The organism is Alcanivorax sp. VBW004, assembly GCF_009718865.1.
Classification (GTDB): Bacteria; Pseudomonadota; Gammaproteobacteria; order Pseudomonadales; family Alcanivoracaceae; genus Alcanivorax.
The window spans coordinates 2,681,652-2,701,842 of record NZ_WNHC01000001.1 but is presented as its reverse complement, the minus strand read 5'-3'; the positions used below and the strand labels follow the sequence as shown (position 1 = coordinate 2,701,842).

Genomic DNA, 20,191 nt, shown 5'->3' with positions numbered 1-20,191 from the left:
TGCCTCGGCAATGACGCACGTTTTGCGCAGCCGGAGACTATTATGACCGAACAGATGATCCATCACACCACGGATGATAACCATGTTGTCGCCATCCACCACTGGCCCTGCGAACCGGCAGCGGCCAGAGGCACGGTAATCTGGCTGCACGGCATGTCCGAACACGGCTCACGTTACCAGAATCTGGCCCGTACCTTGAATGCTGCCGGCTGGCACCTGTATTGCCCGGACCATCGCGGTCATGGCGACAGTATCAACGAGGCCAGCCCCGCGGGCCACATTGGCGATCAGCACGGCTGGCAACATCTGGTCAATGACGCCGCCAGCGTCATTCATCTGGCCAAAGAGCAACACCCGCAGTTACCGGTCGTGCTGGGCGGCCACAGCATGGGGTCCTTTATTGCACTGGGCGCAGCTGAGCAACACGGTGATGCCCTGGCCGGCCTGGTGTTGTGTGCCAGCAGTTATCATCCTGGTGCCTACTACCGGTTAATGTCTCTGCCCATCCTCTTCGAGCGCATGCGCCGGGGCAAACGCAACCCCAGCCCGCTGATACGCAAGCTCACCTTTGGTGCCTGGGCCACCCAGGTACCGGAACCCGCCACCGATTTCGACTGGCTGAGCAACGATGCGGAAGAAGTGAAACGTTATATCGATGATCCACTGTGCGGGTTCGATTGCAGTACGGAAACCTGGGTGCAGCTGGTTACCGCCATGCGTCGCATCCAGAGCATTTCGGGGTTGTCCGAGCTGCCGGAAGACCTGCCCGTGCTGTTGTTAGGCGGTGAACAGGATCCCATGAGCGACAACGGCAAAGGCATGATGGCCCTGGAGAAAGTGTTGCATGCCATGGAGCAACCGCTGACCACGCACTTCTGGCCGCAAGGTCGACATGAAATTCTCAACGATGACTGCCGTGACGAAGTGCACCAGGCGATCACCGAGTGGTTGGGAGGTCTCTGAAAAAACGGGTCAGGTGCGGCATAAAAGAGGGTTCATCGCGGGATTGAGGGAATAGTAAAAGTTGGATGTCTTGCCGGACGAATTCACTGAGGAGAGGACCCGACGCCTGATGCCCGGTGCCTGGGGAAATAACCGAAAGCCTTGTGACTGTGAGCGATGTGTCAACTGCACCCGTTCTTTAAATCGCCAGGCAGCGATTATCAGGCAGGCGTCCGACTTTATCTGCGGGAAGGGCCTGCCTGCTGGAAATTCCCTCGCTTCGCGAGGTTCGTCCCTCAAGAGAAATTATTCGCTTCGCTCACCCTTTGGCCAGCACGGAACTCGTGCGTTACTCCGCATTGATACGTTCCTACAGCGGCGCTGTAGCAGGGTTTTGTTTACTGTTTGTGTGGTTTTCGCGCTTGGTATTCGGCGTTAAGCGTCATGCAAAGTGCGAAAGGTTGGCGGTACGCCTATTAAAAGGCCAGAACGAGTTTTTCACTCGAATCCGCGATGAACCATAAAAAAACCGGGCAAAAAGCCCGGTTTTTTTCAAACGCCTAGCGTTACTTGAACAGGCTGTTCTTGATGTCCTTCAGCCCATCCAGGGTGCTATCCCAGGTTTTTTCCACGCTATCTTTGACGTCTTCCCAGCGCGAATTGCTGTCGTTGCGCACTTCGTCCAGCTGTGCGGACAGCTCTTTGCGCTTCTCTTTCAATTCCAGCTTGCGGGTTTCCCACTGATGGCGGACATCCTCACCTGCTTTGTCCGCTTTGACTTGCAGCTGGTCGAATTCATTATCCAGCTCGTCCAGCTTGCCTTTTACCTTTTCGATGAAAGTGTTGCGATCCATCACAATCTCCTTCAATGAGTGGTACCCCAGATAATGGGGCCCATTTCCGGCTTTTCCATGACCGGGTTGTAAAATTCCGGTTAAAGCTGAGACTGCTCCTGCTCACCCAGCGCGGCGACATAGCCCAAATAGCGGTTCTTGATTTCCCGCACGTATTTGACCGGCTCGGAGCCGCGCACATACCCATAGCGGGCCTGACGGGCATATTGGGGCTTGGACAAGAGCAACATGGCCTCCTCCACATGGCCGAACCACTTGTCCGGATCCTTGCCAAGGCGCTGCGCCAGGCGCCGGGCATCTTCCACATGGCCATGGCCGGCATTGTACGCGGCCAGCGTAAAGTACAGTTTTTCCGCCAGGTCCAGGCGCGCGGGAAAGCGTTGTTCCAGCCAGTCGATATAAGCCAGCCCCGCTTCCACGCCATTCTTCGGGTTAGTCAGATTACTGTAACCAAATTGCCGGCCGGTACGGGGCATCACTTGCAGCAGCCCCTGAGCACCGGCAAAAGAGCGGGCGTTCGGATTAAAACGGCTTTCCTGGTACATCTGCGAGGTAATCAGGCGCCAGTCCAGGCCATACTTGAGCGACTCGCCACGCACCAGCTCATCGTAGGGCGAAATATCCCGGCCCGCTTCCACCCGATAGGCCTCATGGGTCGCAATGGTTTTCTTTTCCTTGAAATAGCGGTTGTAGGTCACGTTGTAAAACAGCCCACGATAACCACGTTTTATATAGCGGTTGAGCTGCTCACGCAGTGCCTGCTGGGGTTCCCGGGTCACCCAGGCAATCTCTTTGGCTGGCTCAAACTGGAACAACACAGCGATGTCATCCCGGTAGGTGGATTCCATGGCAGCCAGATGGCTATCGGCCATGGTCAGGTCGTAATCGCCGTTGGCCACGCCATCGATCAACATTTCCGTACTGGCGTTTTCCACTTCCAGAATCTCGAACGTGCTCCCCGCCTCTTGCAACGCCTTGAGCGTATCGTAATAGGCGGTTTCCGGGTTCACCGCCACCGTGCGCCCTGCCAGTTCTTCAACGGTCTCCAGCGGTGTATCACCCGCCTCGCCGATGAGCTGCTCATTCACTTCCAGATAACGTTCACTGAAGGACCAGCCTGCGCTCTGCCGCTCTGCCGTGACAGTCATGGAGGCGGCGATGACATCCCCTTCCCCCGCTTCCAGGGCCGCAAACATGGAGGATGGGGTATCGTGTACAACAACCCGGACACGCAAACGATGCTGCTTGGCAAAGTCCTTGATCAGGTCGTAATCAAAACCCATCAATTCCCCACGCCACATAAAATAGCTGGCCGGGTTATTGGAGGTGATGACTCGCAACACCCCTTTTTCACGAATCTCGGCCCAGTCACGCTCTTCCTCGCTGTCCACGGAGGTAATGACCCGCTCGCTGGTAATGTACTGGTTGATCTGATCCAGCAATTCACTGCTATCCGGGCGCACAGCCCAGGCGATACGGCGTTTACGATTGACCACCGGTCCGGCCACAGCCTCCCCGTCCTCTTCAAGCAGCGCATCGAGCATATTGCTGTCGACGATACTCGCCGCCAGTTCACCATTGGCCACGCCGTTGACCAATTCCTCATCCGAAACATTGCTTTCCAGCACTTCCAGGCTGATGTTGTCGTGGCGCTTGGCCAGTTTGGTGGCGGTTTCCTGATAGGCGGACCCTTCCGGTACCGACAGCGTCACCTCCCCCATCTCCGTGAGCGGCAGGTCCGCCAGCGCCCGCGGCACCACCAAGCGCTCCTGTACGGCGTTTACCGGGGTGGAAAAGGCGAGGCTTTTCTGGCGCTCCTTGGTCACCGAATAATTGGTGATGATGATGTCGGCCATACCCTGATTGATGAGAGCGCTCAGCTCACCAAAATTGTCGGCATACACCCAGCGCGGCTCCAGCCCCAGGTGCTCAACAAATTCTTCCGCCTGCTGCTGGTATTCGCTGGCCGGGATGCCATCGCGGGGCAGGCCGGAGGGCTCGTCAAACCGGGGGGCCAGTAACCGAACGAAGCCCCGCTCCTTCAGCGCAGGCAAATCACCGGTTTCCTGGTAGTTTTCAAAGGTGCTGACGACCTCCCCCACCTCTGGCTCCTTGTCACAACCGGCCAGCAGCGTGAAACCGAGACATATGAGCATGAATATGCCTGTTCGCATGGGCGCCCCCCTTTTCCGTTCTAGTGTTTATTTCTTAGCTCAGGTTACCAGCCTATGCCCATCAGGCGATACTTTTTAGGTGATCCGTACTTACCTGCGAAAACGGCGTTTGCTGATATACGCCTTAAAAGCGGTTAACCAGCACGCTATTTTTGCTCGAGACGGCTAGCAGGCTGTTGAAAAACGCCTGCGCCCGGAACAAAAAAAGGCCTGAACCTCCCTGGTGACAACGCATTCTTTTCAGAATCATTGCAACCGGTTTGGTTCAGGCCTTTCACGTGCCCCGAAGCGCTATTGCTAACGTTCGGGGCGGCGACCCGAAGGTCCTTTCCTTATTACCCTGTTTTGCCGATCAGGGCGTACCGACACAAACATCGTGAACACGGAACGCTTTGTTGGCATTCACAAGGCCAGCATAGTCCAGCTGAATGGAATCGAACGGCTGGCTAGATGCCGGGGCAGCAATGAAACGCTGATCCGAGTTGGCACCCAGACCCAGCAAGTCCAGATCCAGCAACCCGCCGCCTACGGTAGCGCTATCCACTTCCACGCCGTCATTGAAGAAACGAACGGTAGTGAAGTTGCCAAGCAGTTCCAGATTGAGCAGCTGGGAGCTCGGGTCGCTGACCACAAAGCCAACAACGCTGTCTGCAATATCCACGGACTGGTCAATGGCGTCCGCTGCCACAAACCCGCCACCGTAGATCAGGGCCGCGCCGATATTGATCTGTGCGAAGGTGGCGTTATTTCCGTCAATCGCATTGCCTTCGTCATCGACGGAACAACCCAGGCACACGCCCAACACGCCGCTGTCTGCCGTGTAATCGGTATTGGCCAACTGCTGGTAAGTGGTGGTAGCGGAGCAAGTGAAGCCATCGTCGTCACAGACATCGCCTTTGCCATCGCCATCGCCATCAGCCTGATCCGCATTGGCAATCAGAGGGCAGTTGTCAGTGGCATCGGGAACACCATCACCATCGGTGTCAGTGGGATCACCGCCACCGCCATCACAAACGTCACCGATGCCATCACCGTCGCTGTCTGCCTGGTCCGCATTGGCCGCCAGTGGGCAGTTATCGGTATCGTTATCCACGCCGTCACCATCACGGTCGTCGTCACACACATCACCAATGCCATCCAGATCCAGGTCAGCCTGGTCGGTGTTAGGAATGTTCAGGCAGTTGTCATTGGTATCAAGGATGGTGTCACCGTCACGGTCGTCTTCGCAGACATCACCAATACCATCGGTATCGGTATCTTTCTGATCCGCATTTGCCGTGAACACACAGTTGTCATTGGTGTTATCCACACCATCGCCATCCGCGTCGTCATCACAGACATCACCGATACCATCGTTATCCACATCACCCTGTTCCGGGTTGAAGATGGCAGGACAGTTATCTACCCCATCATCGATACCGTCGTTGTCCTGATCATTGTCCTGATCACAGGCATCGCCGATACCATCGCCATCGCTATCATCCTGGGTCGGGTTGGCTACCAGCGGACAGTTATCGGTGGGGTTGTCTTCCCCGTCACCATCACGGTCGTCATCACATACATCGCCGATGCCATCACCATCCTGATCTTCCTGCATGGCATTGGGGTTAGCGGGACAGTTGTCCACGTTATCGGGTACACCATCATTATCCTGGTCAGCATTGTTACCAACCGGCGTGTTGCCACCGCCACTGCTACCATCTCCATCAGCTTCACAACCAGCCAATCCAAGACCCAGCAAAGCAGCCAGCATGATTACAAAAAACGGTTTGCTATACATATTCATGACTATTCTCCTACTGCTCGCTAACGCGGAATTCAACGCGACGGTTCATGGCACGGCCTGATGAGGTCTCATTGCTGGCAACCGGAACCACTTCACCATACCCACGAGCGGTCAGACGCTCTGCTGCTACGCCATTATCAATCAGGTATTGGCGTACGGCCTTGGCACGTTCATCGGAAAGGGTTTCGTTGTATTCAGCGCTACCGGTGCTATCCGTGTGGCCTGCAATCTCAACATCGAAGTTCGTCTGAGATTTCAGCGCTTTGACAAGACGGTCCACAAGCGGACGGGAGGTTGCGGTGAGCTTGGCAGAATTAAGCTCGAAGCCAATGTTGTTGAAGGTAATGGTCTGGTTGGTCAACAGACAGCCATCGCCATCGACTTTGGCGCCCTGGATGGTGTTCGGGCACTTGTCACGGTTGTCCGGAATACCGTCGCCATCACTGTCGGCAGCGGCCACTTCCACAACTTTCTCGACTTCACGAGTTTCGTAGACAATTTTTTCCACTTCGACGGTCTTGGTCTGACCGAGAGGCACTTCCAGGCCCAGAGAGAAGCGCCAGTCGTTAAACCCGCCTTCATCTTCAGACACCGTACCGGTAATACCGTCGAAATCGTCATACATATAACGGGCTTCAGCGCGCAACTTCAGGCCGTTATCAAAAATAGGACCAGTAACCGCACCCAACCCCACATTGGCGTGCAAATCAAAGCCGTCATCATCGTCTGGCACTACATCGTTGTAGATGCCACCGATCTGGGCCAGCACGAAAGGCGTAAACCCTTCGCGGTCGCCAAAGGCATAGGCCACACCGGTGCTTACCGTGTACTGGTAATAATCCGCAGCGCCTTCGACCCCGGAATCCAGGCCATACCCGGCACCTTCGGTCTCCCACCACCAATGTTCGGATAATTCACGGCCATAGACCAAACCAGCACCCAGCCCCTTGCGAGACAGATCCCGATCTTCGTCCAGTACCAGATAGTGCAGCATAGGCGCGACATACTGCCGCGTGTTGGGCTCTTTCATGTCCTCTGCGGCAATCGCTTGCGTCGCTAACGCGACACTCGCTGCCAGCATGGATATACGCGTGCTTCCTTTCATGACTACCCCCCTTGGGTATGAATGATCTGTGCAACCATTGGAATAGGTGGGGAAAGAAAAAAAAATAGGCGTCCGGTGCCGTTGCGTTGGAATATTGTTGTGAACCCGTTCATGTTCCTGCTTTCTGTATCTAAGCGTATCTTTTCGTATCCTTCACGCCCGTTCAGCAACAAAATGCACCCGTTTGCACCAATGGGAACAAATTGGTACTTTGGTGCAAACTATAAGAAAGCCGGATTATGAAGCCCACACACTCACATCGTATGCGCCGCTGGCTGCTCGCCATTGTCGCTCTCATCGTTATCGCCGCCCTGACTCATACCGCCTGGCCGTTTCTGTTTTTCCCCCGTCAGCAGGTCGATATTCACCTTAACGCACCGCTTGCGCCCAACCAGGTCAGCACTGCTGTGGCTGGCATTGCCGAACGGGACATTACGCCGCCAACAGGAATACCCAAGTTCGGCTATTCCGCCTGGGCCAAGGTTGCTGACGGCTTTCGCACCCGCCTGAAAGCACGAGCGTTTTACCTGCATGCTCCCGGGCAGACACCCATGGCCATTGTGCAATTGGACCTGGGCACCGGCTCCCTGCCCCTTCATCATCGCGTGGCAGAGCGCATCGCAGAGAAAACCGATGTCCCCGCCCACGCCTTGTCCTTGCTGGTGACCCATACCCATTCCGGCCCGGGGCAGTATCTGGGCAGTGACTTCTATAATGTCTTTGGCAGCAACAAACCCGGTTTCGACCCGGCCTTGTTTGAATACCTGAGCGAACAGATTGCCGACGCGGTCATCGCGGCCTATGCATCCCGACAGGAAGCCCGCTTCGCCGTGGGTCAAAGCGACATCCGGGGCTATACCCGTAACCGTTCCATGGGCGCCTGGGCGAACAATTTCCCTGACGGCCAGCACCTGGATGACGACCCGATGATGGCGGTCAACCCCACCATGACCCTGCTACGCATCGACCAGAAGCAAGGTGACCGCTTTGTTCCTGCCGGTGCGCTTAGCCTGTACTCCATTCATGGCACCGCCATTCCCCCCTTTACCCGTCCTTACCACGCCGACGTCTGGCACTGGATCAGTGGCACTCTGGAAGATGAACTGGCAGGCACAGCTCCCGGCTTTATCCATGGCGCCGCCCAGGCCACCCACGCGGACAATAATCCAGCCTGGCACACAGACCAGCGTGGCGACCTGGAAGCACAGCGTATCGGCATGGCCCTGGGCGAACACGCCATCCAATTGTTTCACTCACTGGATGGGCAGCTCACCAATAAATTGGACACTGCCGTCGCCAGCCGCCAACTGAACCTGCTGGACCAGATCGACACAGGGCGCTTCGGACTCTGTGAGCGTGCCATTGCCGGGGCCGCCGTCGCCGGGGCCGCCAATGGCGATGAAGTGTTTCCTATTTCCTACTTGCCCTTTCTCAAGGAAGACTGGCCTCGACGCTTTTTCACCGACAACTGCCAGGGCGTGAAACAGTGGATGCTCTCCAAGCTGCAACTGCTGTTACCCGCAGAACGCTTCCCCCATCAGGCCCTGTTCCAGATCGTACGGATCAACGAGCTGGTCATCGTGCCGCTGCCCTGGGAAATCACCCTGGAAAGCGGCAATCGCCTGCGCAATGCCGTTACCGATACCCTGCCCGCCGGCACGAACTGGAAAGTAGAAGTCTCCAGCCTGGCCAACGGCTATTTCGGCTATGCCGTCACCCCCGAGGAATACCAGCGGCAATACTACGAAGGGGGCCACACGCTCTACGGCCCTCATACGCTGGATTTCCTGATTGCCCAGAGCAGCGAACTGAGCCGCGACCTGCAACAGAGCGGCGACATCAACGACATTCCCCGCAAGCAGACCTTCTCCCTGCTTTCGCATCAATATTTTCCTGAAGCACAGCAAACCGCAGCGCCTGCCTCTCTCACGGCAGCCCAGTGGAATGGTCATCCTGCCCACGAGCCCGGCGACCCCACCACCGGCCCTTACTGGCGCATGTCCCTGCTGGCCGCCCCCGCCGAACAGCTGGCCCTCGACACGCTGGAGCTTGCTATCCACTGCCGGGGGCAGCGCGCGGCCACCGATGACGGCGCCTCGCTGCAACTGCAATGGCAGGAACAACAAAACAGTCAGGACAAATACGAAGTGCGCTGGTACCCCGCCCCCGGGCAGCCGCAAACAGGCTGCCGTTTTGCTTTTTCAGCCGACCCGGCCGCAGCTCCGGCACAGCACTCTCCGCCGATCCCCTAGCGGGCGATTAAAAGTGGGCGGCTAAAGGCCCGCCAGGACACAAGAGATTGTGCACCAGTTGATGTGGCGCCTGCGTGGCGCTGTTACACTGGGCGCAGCCATTGAAGGCACCGCTCTTGCCGCCGGAGATTTCCATGCGACCGCTTTTTCGATACCTGTTACCCGCCCTCTTCGTTGCCGGCTGCGCCAGCACCACGGACGTGACCACTCGCTTCACCGATGAGGGCAGCCACCCGCCGCAAGATACCCTGCTGCTGGTCGCCCACACCCCGGAAGGCAACATCCGCGAAACCTGGGAATTAACCTGCAGGGATATATTTTCAAGTGATTCGTTGACCGTTTTGCTCAGCCATCAGGAATTACCGTTATGGTATGAAGGCGGAAAAGAACGCATCCTCGACTGGGCGCAAGAAAACGATGTAGAGCGGATTCTGGTGGTCGAGCTGACCCACTTGCTGATAGACGCTGCCGCACCGCCTGCGGCCGGCAACCAGCTCAACCCCATGGAGCAATCCGCCGGCGACGTACAACCGACCTGGAAAATCGGGATCGGCGGCGACCTGGCCAAAGACGAGGTACCCGACGCCCTGCGGCAACATGGCGCAGAGCTGATCAATGCCGACGGCAAACCTCTCTGGACCGGTATCGCTACCACCCACGAAGCCAGCAACGCCGTTGCCATCGCCAAAAGCCAGTGCTCGGCCCTGCGTCGCAGCTTGCGTGAACAAGCCCTTGTTCCCTGACCGGCCAATGTCCGTCAGGGAACGGTAAAACGGACTCTGACAACGGACATGAACATTATGACAGGCCCACTTAACGGACTGACCTTCATCGAACTGGCCGGCATTGGCCCCGGCCCCTTCTGCGGCATGATGCTTGCCGACATGGGCGCCACCGTTATCCGCATCGACCGCCCCGGCGGTAACCCGCATTCCGCCATCGGCCACACCGTCCTTTTCCGCAATCGCCAGAACCTGGCCGTGGACCTGAAAAGCGCCGAAGGCATCGAAACCGTTCTGAAACTGTGTGAAACCGCTGATGGTATTTTCGAAGGCTTTCGTCCCGGCGTCACCGAGCGCCTGGGCGTGGGCCCGGAGCAATGCCTGGCCCGCAACCCGAAACTGGTCTACGGCCGCATGACCGGCTGGGGCCAGACCGGGCCACTGGCCCAGGCCGCCGGCCACGACATGAACTACATCTCCCTGTCCGGCGCCCTGCATGCCATGGGCCGTGAAGGCGAAAAGCCCGCCATCCCGCTCAACCTGGTCGGCGATTTCGGCGGCGGCGGCATGATGCTCGCCTTTGGCATGGTCTGCGCCGCACTGGAAGCCCAGCGCAGCGGCAAAGGCCAGGTGGTCGACTCGTCCATGGTAGAAGGTTCCGCCGCCCTCATGGCCATGTTCTACGGGCTCAAATCCCAGGGCATGTTTACCGATAATCGCGGCACGCACATGCTCGATTCCGGCGCACACTTCTATGAAGTGTATGAAACTGCGGACGGCAAATACGTCTCCATCGGCAGCATCGAACCGCAGTTCTATGCCCAGCTCTGCCAACTGGCCGAACTGCCCGCCGAGGACTTTGGCCATCAGATCAACCCGCCCAAATGGCCGGAAATGAAACAAAAGCTCGCCGCCGTCATCAAACAGAAGACACGGGACGAGTGGTCCGCGCTGATGGAGGGCACCGATGTCTGTTTTGCACCGGTACTCAGCCTTGAAGAAGCCCCCTCGCACCCGCATAACGTAGCCAGAGGGTCCTTCGTTACCGTCAACGGCGCCGCACAACCGGCACCGACCCCGCGCTTCTCTCGCACCGCAGCCGGCGAAATAAAACCCGCCACCACTGCCGGGGCAGATAGCCGGGCCGTACTGAGCCAGGCCGGCTTCAGTGACAGTGACATCGATGGCCTGATCGCCAGTGGTGCCGTCAAGCAGGACTGATCCCTGCTTGTGCTCTCCACTGGCTGCATTGACCTGTAACACCTGTCTGGCCACAAGCCCGGCAGGTGTTGACGCCCCATTGGAGGAACCATGAACGCAGTGATCCCCGGCACATCCCTGGCCATTCACCCGGAACGTTTTCCTGACCCCATCGACGACCTGCCCGCCAGTGGCACGGCCAAAGCGGTTCTTGCCGGCGGTTGTTTCTGGTGTGTGGAAGCGGTCTATCTGAATCTGGAAGGCGTGAACGCCGTGGTCTCCGGTTATGCCGGCGGCCATGCTGCCCGCGCTAATTACGAGGCCGTCTGTACCGGCACCACCGGTCATGCGGAAGTCATCGAAGTAGAATACGACAGCACCGTAATCAGCTTCGGCGAGCTGCTGAAAGTGTTCTTCTCCGTCGCCCACGACCCCACCCAGAAAGATCGCCAGGGTAACGACCGGGGCACCCAGTACCGCTCCGCGATTTTTTATCACGATGACACCGAGAAAGCGGTGGCCGAGGCGTACATCCAGCAGTTGAACAACGCCGGTGCCTTTATTGCTCCCATTGCCACCACCGTGGAACCGCTGGACGCCTTTTACCGCGCCGAGGATTGCCACCAGGATTTCGCCCGTCGCAATCCCAATCAAGGCTACATTACCCATATAGCCAAACCGAAAGTGGAAAAGCTGATCCAGGCCTTTCCCGACAAGCTCAAAACCCGAACACCTTAACCAGACAAACTCAAGGGAGTGCCTGATGACCCAAGCACTGTCCGCCAGCGGCTTCGACCTGACGCCCCTGAGCGAAGAAGAAAAACAGGCCCGCGCACAATCGCTGACCGAAGAAGAGCGCCGCATCCTGCTCAACCAGGGCACCGAGCCCCCGTTTTGCGGCGGCCTGCTGGATAACAAGGACGACGGCACCTACCACTGCAAACTGTGCGACCTGCCACTGTTCACCTCCAGCGCCAAGTTCGAATCCGGCACCGGCTGGCCCAGCTTTTACGAACCCTTCGATCCTCAACACATCCGTGAACTGCACGACAGCAGCCACGGCATGGTCCGAGTGGAGATTCGCTGTGCCCGCTGCGACGGCCACCAGGGCCACGTCTTCCCCGACGGCCCGCCCCCCACCGGCCAGCGCTACTGCCTGAACTCTGCCTCCATGGTGTTCAAGGCAGAATAGCCCCTGCCAACCGTAGGGCGGAAATCGGCAACGCCGATCTCCGCCGAAAGAGCGAGTTGAAAGTTCAAAGTGTAAAGTTGAAACGCGAAGCCAGGCCTCCGCCAACGAAACCTCGTGGTTCCGCGCTGAACCTCTGCGCGCGGGCACGACCTGAAAGAATATGATGCGCTCTCCCGCGCTTTTGAACTTTACACTTTGAACTTTCAACTGCTTTTAATCGCGCCGCCAGCGACGCTCCTACAGCAGCTCGTTCCCGCCCTTAGCGCCACCCTGACTTGACCACAGAGCACAGCGACACTTTCAGTCATTGCCTTGGATTACACACTGTTTACCATCGGAGATGACTCCCAAGTCACCCTATTTACGATGATATTGCTTCCCGCGCCACCCATGGCGCAGAGCAGAACAACATGATCCCAGGAGGCACCATGAACGCCGCGACCCCGGCTCCAGCCCGTGAAGAATCCGCCCAGACCCGCTGGGACCGCATTCCCGTCATCAAGACCGGTGACGACTACCTGGCCAGCCTGCGCAACCGCGGCACTCGCCTGTTCCTGTTCGGTGAGCTGATTGATGAGCCTGCGGATCACCCCATCATCAAACCCAGCATCAATGCCCTTCGCGCCAGCTATGACCTAGCCATTGATGATCCGGAACTGGCCACCGCCTGGTCACCGTTGATCGACGCCCAGGTAAACCGTTTTCTGCACATCGTGGAATCCCCCGGCGACCTGGTAAAAAAGAACAAGATGCAACGGCGCATGGGCCAGATCACCGGCACCTGCTTCCAGCGCTGTACCGGCCTGGACACCATCAGCGTACTGCACTCCGTTACTTATGAGATGGACGAAAAGCACGGCACCCAGTACCACCAGCGTTATCTGGACTTTCTCAAGGAAGCCCAGCGCAAGAACATCCTGATTGCCGCCGGCATGACCGACCCAAAGGGTGACCGCAGCAAGCGGCCCGCCGAGCAGGCCGATCCGGACATGTTCATGCGCGTAACCCGCCGCACCGACAAGGGCATCTACGTAAAAGGCGTCAAGGCGCACATGACCGGTGGCTGGAACCAGCACTGGATCTGCGTGTTGCCCACCATGAACCTTACCGAAGGCGACAAGGACTACGCCGTGGTCGGCATGATTCCCGGCGACGCCGTCGGCATTACCTATATCTACGGGCGCCAGAGCTGCGACACCCGAGCCATGGAAGGCGGCGACATCGATCAGGGCAACGCCCAATACGGCGGCCAGGAAGTGCTGGTGTACTTTGATGACGTCTTCATTCCCCACGAGCATGTATTCATGGACGGCGAATACGAATTCGCCCAGGAACTGGTCACCCGCTTCACCGCCTATCACCGTGCCAGCTATGTGTGCAAAACCGGCCTGGGCGACGTCATGGTCGGTGCGGCGGCCTCCATCGTGGAGTACAACGGGCTGGAAAAAGTCAGCCACATCCGCGACAAGCTGGTGGAGATGACCCACCTGAACGAGACTATCTACTCGTCCGGCATCGCCAGTTCCCACGAAGCCACACAGATGCCCAGCGGCATCTACATGAATGACACCATGCTGGCCAACGTGTGCAAGCACAACGTGACCCGCTTCCCCTACGAGATTTCCCGTCTCGCCCAGGATCTGGCCGGCGGCATCATGGTCACCATGCCCAGTGAACAGGACCTGGAAAACGAAGAAGCCGGTGACATCATCCGTCGCTTCCTCAAGGGCCGAGAGGACATCCCCACCGAAGATCGCATGCGCATCCTACGGCTGATCGAAAACATGACCCTGGGGCGCAACGCCGTGGGTTACCTCACCGAGTCCATGCACGGCGCTGGCAGTCCCCAGGCCCAGCGTATTCAGATTCTGCGCGGCATGGATGTGGAGACCAAGAAGTGGCACGCCCGCAAACTGGCGGGCATCAAGCAGGAAGCCTGATTCCTGCTTGCCTGCAGCCGGCGGCCTGCTAAACTAGCGCCCGCCCAACACAACGGGCATGCCGGGATAGCTCAGTCGGTAGAGCAACTGATTCGTAATCAGTAGGTCCGCGGTTCGATTCCGCGTTCCGGCACCATTTCGAATTCCATAAAAAAGCCGCTCCTGATTATCAGGAGCGGCTTTTTTATGGGCGCAAATCGCCACAATTTATCCGTAGGAGCGTCGCTGGCTGCGCGATTTCAGACGCTGGATTATCGCGCCGCCAGCGACGCTCCTACGGCAGGGTTATTTCCCGCCGAAGGCTTTCTGCCAACCTACCGTAAAGGTGTAATCGGTTTCCATTTGGATACCATGCAGGGATTCCTGCACTGGCGCCTTGTATTCCATCGCCAGGCGGTGGCCTTTCAGCGCGCCGTTCTTGCCTAGCAGGTTCAAACCCACGCCAATATCCAGACGCTGCCCACCCTTGGCATCCGGGTCTGCCGCCGGGTTCATCATCGGTGAGATAGTCAGATCTTCAGCAGAACCGTTAATACTGGTCCACCAGCTTTTGTAGGCTGCCACAGACACCGATGCCCACGGCGAGACCGGCTTGGCCGCCCAGGCAGTCAGGTACTTGCTCGACCCTAACTGGTAACCCTGATCATTATCGTCCAAAGGAATTTTGGCACTAACCTGCGCGCCCCAGCTCCAGCTGGCGTATTGCTTGTTCAGAGTCAGCCCCGGGCGCAGTTCATAACTACCGGAGCCCAGCTGCATGGGGTAAGGCAGCTGCAGCTCCTGGCCCGCCATGGGAATGTAGTCTTCTTCCTCGATAGAACCGGTGGGCAGCCCAAACACCATATTCAGGTGCAAGCGGTAGCCGTTCTCGTCGTAGAACTTGTAGAGGCCGCCGATACTCGCATCACCAATGCCTGAGGTTTCCGTATCAAACTCGCCCTGGGTGGTGTTACCCATCATGGTCATGCGGGTCTTGGTGGTCATCTCGTTGGTGCTGTACGGCAACATCGCCATCAGGGTGAGGTTATCCGTGGGGGCGTACATGGCGCCAAGCATATGCATGTGCATGGTCATCTCGTACGGCAGGGCTTTCATGTTCATCATGCCCATGCCCGGGATCTCGGCAAATGCCTCATCCGTGCTCAGCGAGTCACTACCGGATTTCGCCCCACTCATCCCCATGCCCATATAACGGTAGGAAAGCATCCACTCACCCTTGCCGTGCGTGTGGTCACCCATCACGGAAATCGGCGCATGGCTGTCAGCGCGCCCGCCATCATAGTGGGCAAGCACTGCAGGGCTGGCAGCAAGCAGCGACAGCGATATCGCAGTGGACAAAACGGAACGAGACATGACATTTCCCCGGCATTGAATATTCGCCCGCAAGGATACGGACCCGAGGGGAAATACCAATGTGGCAAAATGTCACACCGCTCAGACGTGAGAGCCGTGAACCGGCGGCTTGCCTGACTCCGGCTGAAACGCGCTCTGGTATGCCTTGCGGTATTGGCCCGGCGCGCAGCCCTGCCAGCGCTTGAAGGCATGATAAAAGTTGGCCGTATCGGAAAAGCCCAATTCCGTTGCCAGGCTCTGCATGTCGCAACGGTGCTGACGCAGCGCCTTGCAGGCATGCTGATGGCGCACTTGATCACGCAAATTTGCAAACCGCGCGCCTTCTTCCTGGAGGCGGCGCTGGAGGGTGCGCGGCGTCATGGCCAGGGCATCCGCCACCGCCTCCATGGTCACCGTATGCTCACCGAGCAGGCGCTCCAGGTGCTTGACCACTTGCCCGGTTATCCCCCCCGCCCGGGATAACCCGGCCAACACCTGGTCAGCGGATTTACGCAGGCGCTCGTTGTACTTCGGGTAGGCTCGGGGTAACGGAGCGCCAAGCAACTCAGCGCTGAAGCGAATGGCATTCTGCCCGGCAGAAAACGACATGGGGCACTGGAAAAATGCCCCATAGCTTTCCAGTTGCTCGGCACAGGGCTCAGCATGGAGAAAACAGGCCCCGGTCAACGGCATATCTGCGCCCAGCAAGGATCGCCCAATGGACAACATGGTAGCGACCACCACTTCGTTGTGAGTACGTGTCGCCGTAAAGCGCAAGGTCGGGTCTTTGCTGATCACCGACAGCTGCACGCTCTTGCCGTAAAGATCCAGCGAGAAATCCAGGTAAGGCACCACCAGGTCCTTATAGCGAAACAGCATGCCAATGCCCTGTTCCAGGCTATTGGCGGTGGCCATCAGGTTCCCCAGCAAATCCAGGTTGCCATAGTGATTATCCGCCCCCACATGCAGCCCAAACAGCGGATCATCGCTTTCTGTAAAGGCCGCATAAAGCAACGCATCAAGTTGCTCAAGGCTGATGAAGCGATCGCTGCGGCCGACAATATCCGCATCAATGCCCACCTGCTCGAACAGGGCCTGCACATCCAGCTGGTTACGTAACGAGACTTCAAGAAGCCCCGGCAATATGGACGCCGGTAACAGTGTTGTTGTCATGCTGACTCCTCGCAATCACCCGAAACTAGGCAAAGCCCTCTGACAGGTCAACAACGCCCGCCGAATTGGCCCGTTTTACCGACTGGAGGTTGCCCCTTACTGTGCGTAATCTAGGGAGCCTTGAATAGTGCAATGGCCTGCGTTTGCGCTTCCCGCAGGCGCCTTCTGCCAATAAAAACACGGATACAGCATGCTAAAACGTTATCTGGTCGACGAAGTCACCGACACCCGCGCCTCCCGCAAACAGGCCTTCAAACTGTTTGCCGACGCTAACAACTGGGCCAGCTGGTGCTCGGTAGTCCGCCACGCCCGGCTCCTCAATGGCGGCTGGCGTCCCGGCGCGCTGCTGCTGTTTGTGGCGGACCTGCCCCGCCTGCCGCCAGCGCCGGTGGTCGTGAAGGTGCTGGAGTACAAGGAAAACGAACGCATCACCTGGGGCCTGCAACTGCCCTTCGCCCGCATTACCCATCGCTTCACCTTTATCGACGATGGCCAGGGCGGCTGCCGGGTACACCAGGAAGAATGGACTGAGGGCTTGTTGACGCTGTTGACCTGGCCCGCCGGCAAACTGATTCACCGTTTCGATACGCGATTCGCGGCAGAATACGCAGCCATGTTCTGAAACCGTCTGTTCGCTGTATACATAACAAAATTGCAGACCCCCTGTAACGCAAACCGGATACGTCATGACCCATCGATTGTTTAACGCCTATTGCCGGGCTGTACTGGCACACCCTGTTTTCTGGCTGGTGCTGCTGGTGCTGCTTTGTGGCGTGGCCGCCACGCAGGCCCGCAACTTCAAGATCGATGCGTCAGCGGATTCCATGGTGCTGGAAAACGACAAAGCGCTGGAGTACTACCGCAAGGTCTCCAAGCAATATGGTGGCAGTGATTTCCTGATCATCACCTACAGCCCCAAAGACAACCCCCTGTTTCAACAGAACAGCCTGGATCACCTGCAATCCCTGCAGCAATCGCTCAAGGATGTGGATCGGGTCAGCTCGGTGTACAGCATGCTGGACGTGCCGCTGCTGTTCAGCCCCCAGGTGGAATTCAGCGACCTGGCCAACGACTACCGCACCCTCACCAGTGACGGCGTGGACCTGTCGCTGGCCGAAAAGGAATTTACCGACGAAAACCCGCTCTACGAAGACTTACTGGTCAGTGACGACGGCAATACCACCGCCCTGCTGGTGAGCTTCGAGCGCGACCAGAAATATTACGACCTGCTCTACAAGCGCAACGACCTGCGCGACCAGGAAAACAACGGCGAACTGGACGAACAAGGCCAGCAGGCGCTGGAAGACGCCACTCGCGCCTTCAGTGATTACAGCAGCCAGATCCAGCAACGCACCGCCGGGGAAATCGACCAGGTGCGCGAGATCATGGACAGCTACCGGGACGACGCCAACTTGTTCCTTGGCGGCGTCCCCATGATCACCACCGACCTGGTGCGCTTTATTCGCTCGGACCTGAAAGTGTTCGGCGTCGGCGTGCTGGTCTTCCTGATCCTCACCCTGTTCCTGATTTTCCGCCGTCCCCGCTGGGTAATCGTGCCGCTGGCCTGCTGCGGCGTCACCGTGCTGGCAGTGACTGGCTGGCTGGGCTGGATGGACTGGAAGGTGTCCGTTATCAGCAGCAACTATATTTCCCTGCTGCTGATCATCACCATGTCCATCACCATTCACCTCACCGTGCGCTTCCGCGAGCTGCACGAAGAGAACCCGGACGCCAGCCAGAAATGGCTGATCCGCGAAACCGCCGCCCACATGATGCGCCCCAGCATCTACATGATTCTCACCACCATGGTGGGCTTCTCCTCCCTGGTGATCAGCGGCATTCGCCCGGTGATCGACTTTGGCTGGATGATGACCCTGGGCCTGGGCGTGTCGCTGATCGTCTGCTTTCTGGTGTTCCCCGCCCTGCTGGCCCCGCTTTCCGCCGGCAAACCCCGGCAAGGGCGTGATCTCAGCCGGGAGCTGACCCTCGCCTTTGCCGGCTTTACCGAACGCCGTCGCCCCATTCTGCTGATCGTCGCCCTGGCCGTGATCGTCGCGTCCCTGTGGGGCGTCAGCCGGCTGACCGTGGAAAATCGCTTTATTGATTACTTCCAGAAAGACACGGAAATCTATCAGGGCATGCTGCAGATCGACCGCAAACTGGGCGGCACCACCCCGCTGGATATCGTCATCGATGCGCCCAAGGCCACAACCGCGCAGAAAGCTGCCCTCAACCAACCCGCCACCGGCTGGGATGGCGACAGCATGGACGACAGCCCCGGCGACCCGTTTGCCTCGGACAGCGCTGACGAGACCGGCAACGCGGATCCCTTTGCCAACAGCGACACTGCCACCGCAGACAGCGCCGATCCTTTTGCCGACAGTGATCCCTTTGCCAGCGAGGCCGGTGCAGACCCCTTCGCCACCCCGAAAAAAGCCGAACCCAACCCGCTCAAGGGGTCCTACTGGTTCACCCCGGCCCGGCTGGGCCAGCTGGTGGACATTCAGGACTACCTGGAATCCCTGCCGGAAACCGGCAAGGTGCTCTCCATCGCTACCACCTACGAAGTAGCGGAAAAGCTCAACGGCCGCCCGCTCAGCTATGTGCAGCTGATGTTGCTGGCCAGTTTTATTCCGGATGACTTGCGCAGCCAGCTGGTCAAGCCCTACCTGTCTGACGACGGTAACCAGGTGCGCATCAGCGTACGGGTGATCGATTCCGACAAGAACCTGAACCGTAACGAACTGCTCGCCAAGGTCCGCACCGACCTGCAAAGCGACTTCGGCCTGCAGCCAGAACAGGTGCACCTCACCGGCGCCATGGTGCTCTACAACAACATGCTGCAGAGTCTGTTCGACTCCCAGATCAAGACCCTGGGTTATGTCTTTGCCGCCATCCTGTTCATGCTGCTGATCCTGTTCCGCAGCATCCCGGTGGCACTGATCAGCATGGTGCCCAGCCTGATCTCCGCGTCACTGGTACTGGGTCTCATGGGCTGGATCGGCCTGCCGCTGGACCTGATGACCATCACCATCACCGCCATCACCATTGGCATCGCCGTGGATGACACCATTCACTACATCCACCGCTTCCACGAAGAGCTACCCAAAGACAACGACTACGTGGCCACCATGAAGCGTTGCCATGGCTCCATCGGTAAAGCGATGTACTACACCTCGCTCACCATCATCGCCGGCTTCTCCATCCTGGCTCTGTCCAGCTTCAACCCCACCGTCTACTTCGGCCTGCTCACCGGCCTGGCCATGCTGGTCGCCCTGCTCAGCAACCTGACCCTGCTGCCGGCACTGCTGATCACCGTCAAACCGAAACTGAGGGCGGGCTGAGCCTACCGCCACCGCAGGAACTTGCCTGAAAGCGATCCTGCAGGTGGCGCAAGCGAGTTGCGAAGATCAAAACCCAAAGGTGCCCTGCCAGCAACGGGATTAAGGTTTGGGGGTTGAGGTTTTGCCTTTCGCCACTCGCGACTCGTAACTGACCTTATTTGACCACTGGCCAAAT

Annotated in this window: 15 protein-coding genes and 1 tRNA gene; 10 read left to right on the top strand and 6 right to left on the bottom strand. The window is 58.2% G+C overall.

What is annotated here, in order from left to right; all coding sequences use genetic code 11:
* Nucleotides 1–42: 42 nt before the first annotated feature.
* Nucleotides 43–963 (top strand): alpha/beta hydrolase, encoded by a 921-nt coding sequence (locus tag F1529_RS12275; protein ID WP_007148377.1) that lies wholly within the window; start codon nt 43–45, stop codon nt 961–963.
* Between the two features lie 545 nt (nt 964–1,508).
* On the opposite strand, the gene F1529_RS12270 is transcribed toward F1529_RS12275, so the two are convergent.
* From F1529_RS12270 to F1529_RS12255, 4 genes are all read right to left on the bottom strand, one after another.
* Nucleotides 1,509–1,796 carry a hypothetical protein gene (locus F1529_RS12270; RefSeq protein ID WP_007150438.1) on the bottom strand — a complete coding sequence of 96 codons (288 nt, stop codon included), beginning with the start codon at nt 1,794–1,796 and terminating at the stop codon, nt 1,509–1,511.
* Nucleotides 1,797–1,876: 80 nt separating this feature from the next.
* Nucleotides 1,877–3,952: a transporter substrate-binding domain-containing protein gene (locus F1529_RS12265; protein ID WP_230457784.1), complete on the bottom strand. Its 2,076-nt coding sequence runs from the start codon at nt 3,950–3,952 to the stop codon at nt 1,877–1,879.
* Between the two features lie 370 nt (nt 3,953–4,322).
* Nucleotides 4,323–5,756 (bottom strand): thrombospondin type 3 repeat-containing protein, encoded by a 1,434-nt coding sequence (locus tag F1529_RS12260; RefSeq protein ID WP_230457783.1) that lies wholly within the window; start codon nt 5,754–5,756, stop codon nt 4,323–4,325.
* Between the two features lie 10 nt (nt 5,757–5,766).
* The gene (locus tag F1529_RS12255) at nt 5,767–6,861 is read right to left on the bottom strand and encodes an OmpA family protein (protein WP_039926015.1); all 1,095 of its coding nucleotides are present in this window, start codon (nt 6,859–6,861) and stop codon (nt 5,767–5,769) included.
* A 239-nt stretch (nt 6,862–7,100) separates the two neighbouring features.
* Between F1529_RS12255 and F1529_RS12250 the strand changes: the two genes are divergently transcribed.
* From F1529_RS12250 to F1529_RS12220, 7 genes are all read left to right on the top strand, one after another.
* Nucleotides 7,101–9,113, top strand: a complete 2,013-nt coding sequence (locus tag F1529_RS12250) for a neutral/alkaline non-lysosomal ceramidase N-terminal domain-containing protein (RefSeq protein ID WP_155135132.1) — start codon at nt 7,101–7,103, stop codon at nt 9,111–9,113.
* A gap of 134 nt (nt 9,114–9,247) precedes the next feature.
* On the top strand, nt 9,248–9,856 hold the full coding sequence (locus F1529_RS12245; RefSeq protein WP_155135129.1) for a hypothetical protein: 609 nt from the start codon (nt 9,248–9,250) through the stop codon (nt 9,854–9,856).
* Nucleotides 9,857–9,904: 48 nt separating this feature from the next.
* Nucleotides 9,905–11,056, top strand: a complete 1,152-nt coding sequence (locus tag F1529_RS12240) for a CaiB/BaiF CoA-transferase family protein (protein WP_155135126.1) — start codon at nt 9,905–9,907, stop codon at nt 11,054–11,056.
* Between the two features lie 90 nt (nt 11,057–11,146).
* Complete coding sequence (msrA, locus tag F1529_RS12235; RefSeq protein WP_155135123.1) at nt 11,147–11,773, top strand: peptide-methionine (S)-S-oxide reductase MsrA; 627 nt, start codon at nt 11,147–11,149, stop codon at nt 11,771–11,773.
* 25 nt (nt 11,774–11,798) lie between these two features.
* Nucleotides 11,799–12,227 (top strand): peptide-methionine (R)-S-oxide reductase MsrB, encoded by a 429-nt coding sequence (gene msrB, locus F1529_RS12230; protein ID WP_155135120.1) that lies wholly within the window; start codon nt 11,799–11,801, stop codon nt 12,225–12,227.
* A 428-nt stretch (nt 12,228–12,655) separates the two neighbouring features.
* Entirely contained in the window at nt 12,656–14,167 is a 1,512-nt protein-coding gene (locus F1529_RS12225; RefSeq protein ID WP_155135117.1) for a 4-hydroxyphenylacetate 3-hydroxylase family protein, read from the top strand.
* 60 nt (nt 14,168–14,227) lie between these two features.
* Nucleotides 14,228–14,303, top strand: a tRNA-Thr gene (locus F1529_RS12220).
* Between the two features lie 149 nt (nt 14,304–14,452).
* Here the strand turns inward: F1529_RS12220 and F1529_RS12215 are convergent.
* The gene (locus F1529_RS12215) at nt 14,453–15,520 is read right to left on the bottom strand and encodes a transporter (RefSeq protein ID WP_155135114.1); all 1,068 of its coding nucleotides are present in this window, start codon (nt 15,518–15,520) and stop codon (nt 14,453–14,455) included.
* A gap of 81 nt (nt 15,521–15,601) precedes the next feature.
* Nucleotides 15,602–16,672, bottom strand: a complete 1,071-nt coding sequence (locus F1529_RS12210; RefSeq protein WP_155135111.1) for an AraC family transcriptional regulator — start codon at nt 16,670–16,672, stop codon at nt 15,602–15,604.
* A gap of 190 nt (nt 16,673–16,862) precedes the next feature.
* Between F1529_RS12210 and F1529_RS12205 the strand changes: the two genes are divergently transcribed.
* Both F1529_RS12205 and F1529_RS12200 read left to right on the top strand, forming a co-directional pair.
* Nucleotides 16,863–17,294, top strand: coding sequence for an SRPBCC domain-containing protein (locus F1529_RS12205; protein ID WP_007150276.1), 432 nt, complete (start codon nt 16,863–16,865; stop codon nt 17,292–17,294).
* Nucleotides 17,295–17,358: 64 nt separating this feature from the next.
* On the top strand, nt 17,359–20,016 hold the full coding sequence (locus F1529_RS12200; protein ID WP_155135108.1) for an RND family transporter: 2,658 nt from the start codon (nt 17,359–17,361) through the stop codon (nt 20,014–20,016).
* The last annotated feature ends 175 nt before the right edge of the window (nt 20,017–20,191 follow it).

Coding starts and splice junctions, on each gene's coding strand:
- F1529_RS12270 (WP_007150438.1), bottom strand. CDS start 1,796: ATGGATCGCAACACTTTCATCGAAAAGGTAAAAGGCAAGCTGGACGAG.
- F1529_RS12265 (WP_230457784.1), bottom strand. CDS start 3,952: ATGCTCATATGTCTCGGTTTCACGCTGCTGGCCGGTTGTGACAAGGAG.
- F1529_RS12240 (WP_155135126.1), top strand. CDS start 9,905: ATGAACATTATGACAGGCCCACTTAACGGACTGACCTTCATCGAACTG.
- F1529_RS12255 (WP_039926015.1), bottom strand. CDS start 6,861: ATGAAAGGAAGCACGCGTATATCCATGCTGGCAGCGAGTGTCGCGTTA.
- F1529_RS12225 (WP_155135117.1), top strand. CDS start 12,656: ATGAACGCCGCGACCCCGGCTCCAGCCCGTGAAGAATCCGCCCAGACC.
- F1529_RS12215 (WP_155135114.1), bottom strand. CDS start 15,520: ATGTCTCGTTCCGTTTTGTCCACTGCGATATCGCTGTCGCTGCTTGCT.
- F1529_RS12200 (WP_155135108.1), top strand. CDS start 17,359: ATGACCCATCGATTGTTTAACGCCTATTGCCGGGCTGTACTGGCACAC.
- F1529_RS12250 (WP_155135132.1), top strand. CDS start 7,101: ATGAAGCCCACACACTCACATCGTATGCGCCGCTGGCTGCTCGCCATT.
- F1529_RS12275 (WP_007148377.1), top strand. CDS start 43: ATGACCGAACAGATGATCCATCACACCACGGATGATAACCATGTTGTC.
- F1529_RS12245 (WP_155135129.1), top strand. CDS start 9,248: ATGCGACCGCTTTTTCGATACCTGTTACCCGCCCTCTTCGTTGCCGGC.
- msrA (WP_155135123.1), top strand. CDS start 11,147: ATGAACGCAGTGATCCCCGGCACATCCCTGGCCATTCACCCGGAACGT.
- msrB (WP_155135120.1), top strand. CDS start 11,799: ATGACCCAAGCACTGTCCGCCAGCGGCTTCGACCTGACGCCCCTGAGC.
- F1529_RS12260 (WP_230457783.1), bottom strand. CDS start 5,756: ATGAATATGTATAGCAAACCGTTTTTTGTAATCATGCTGGCTGCTTTG.
- F1529_RS12210 (WP_155135111.1), bottom strand. CDS start 16,672: ATGACAACAACACTGTTACCGGCGTCCATATTGCCGGGGCTTCTTGAA.
- F1529_RS12205 (WP_007150276.1), top strand. CDS start 16,863: ATGCTAAAACGTTATCTGGTCGACGAAGTCACCGACACCCGCGCCTCC.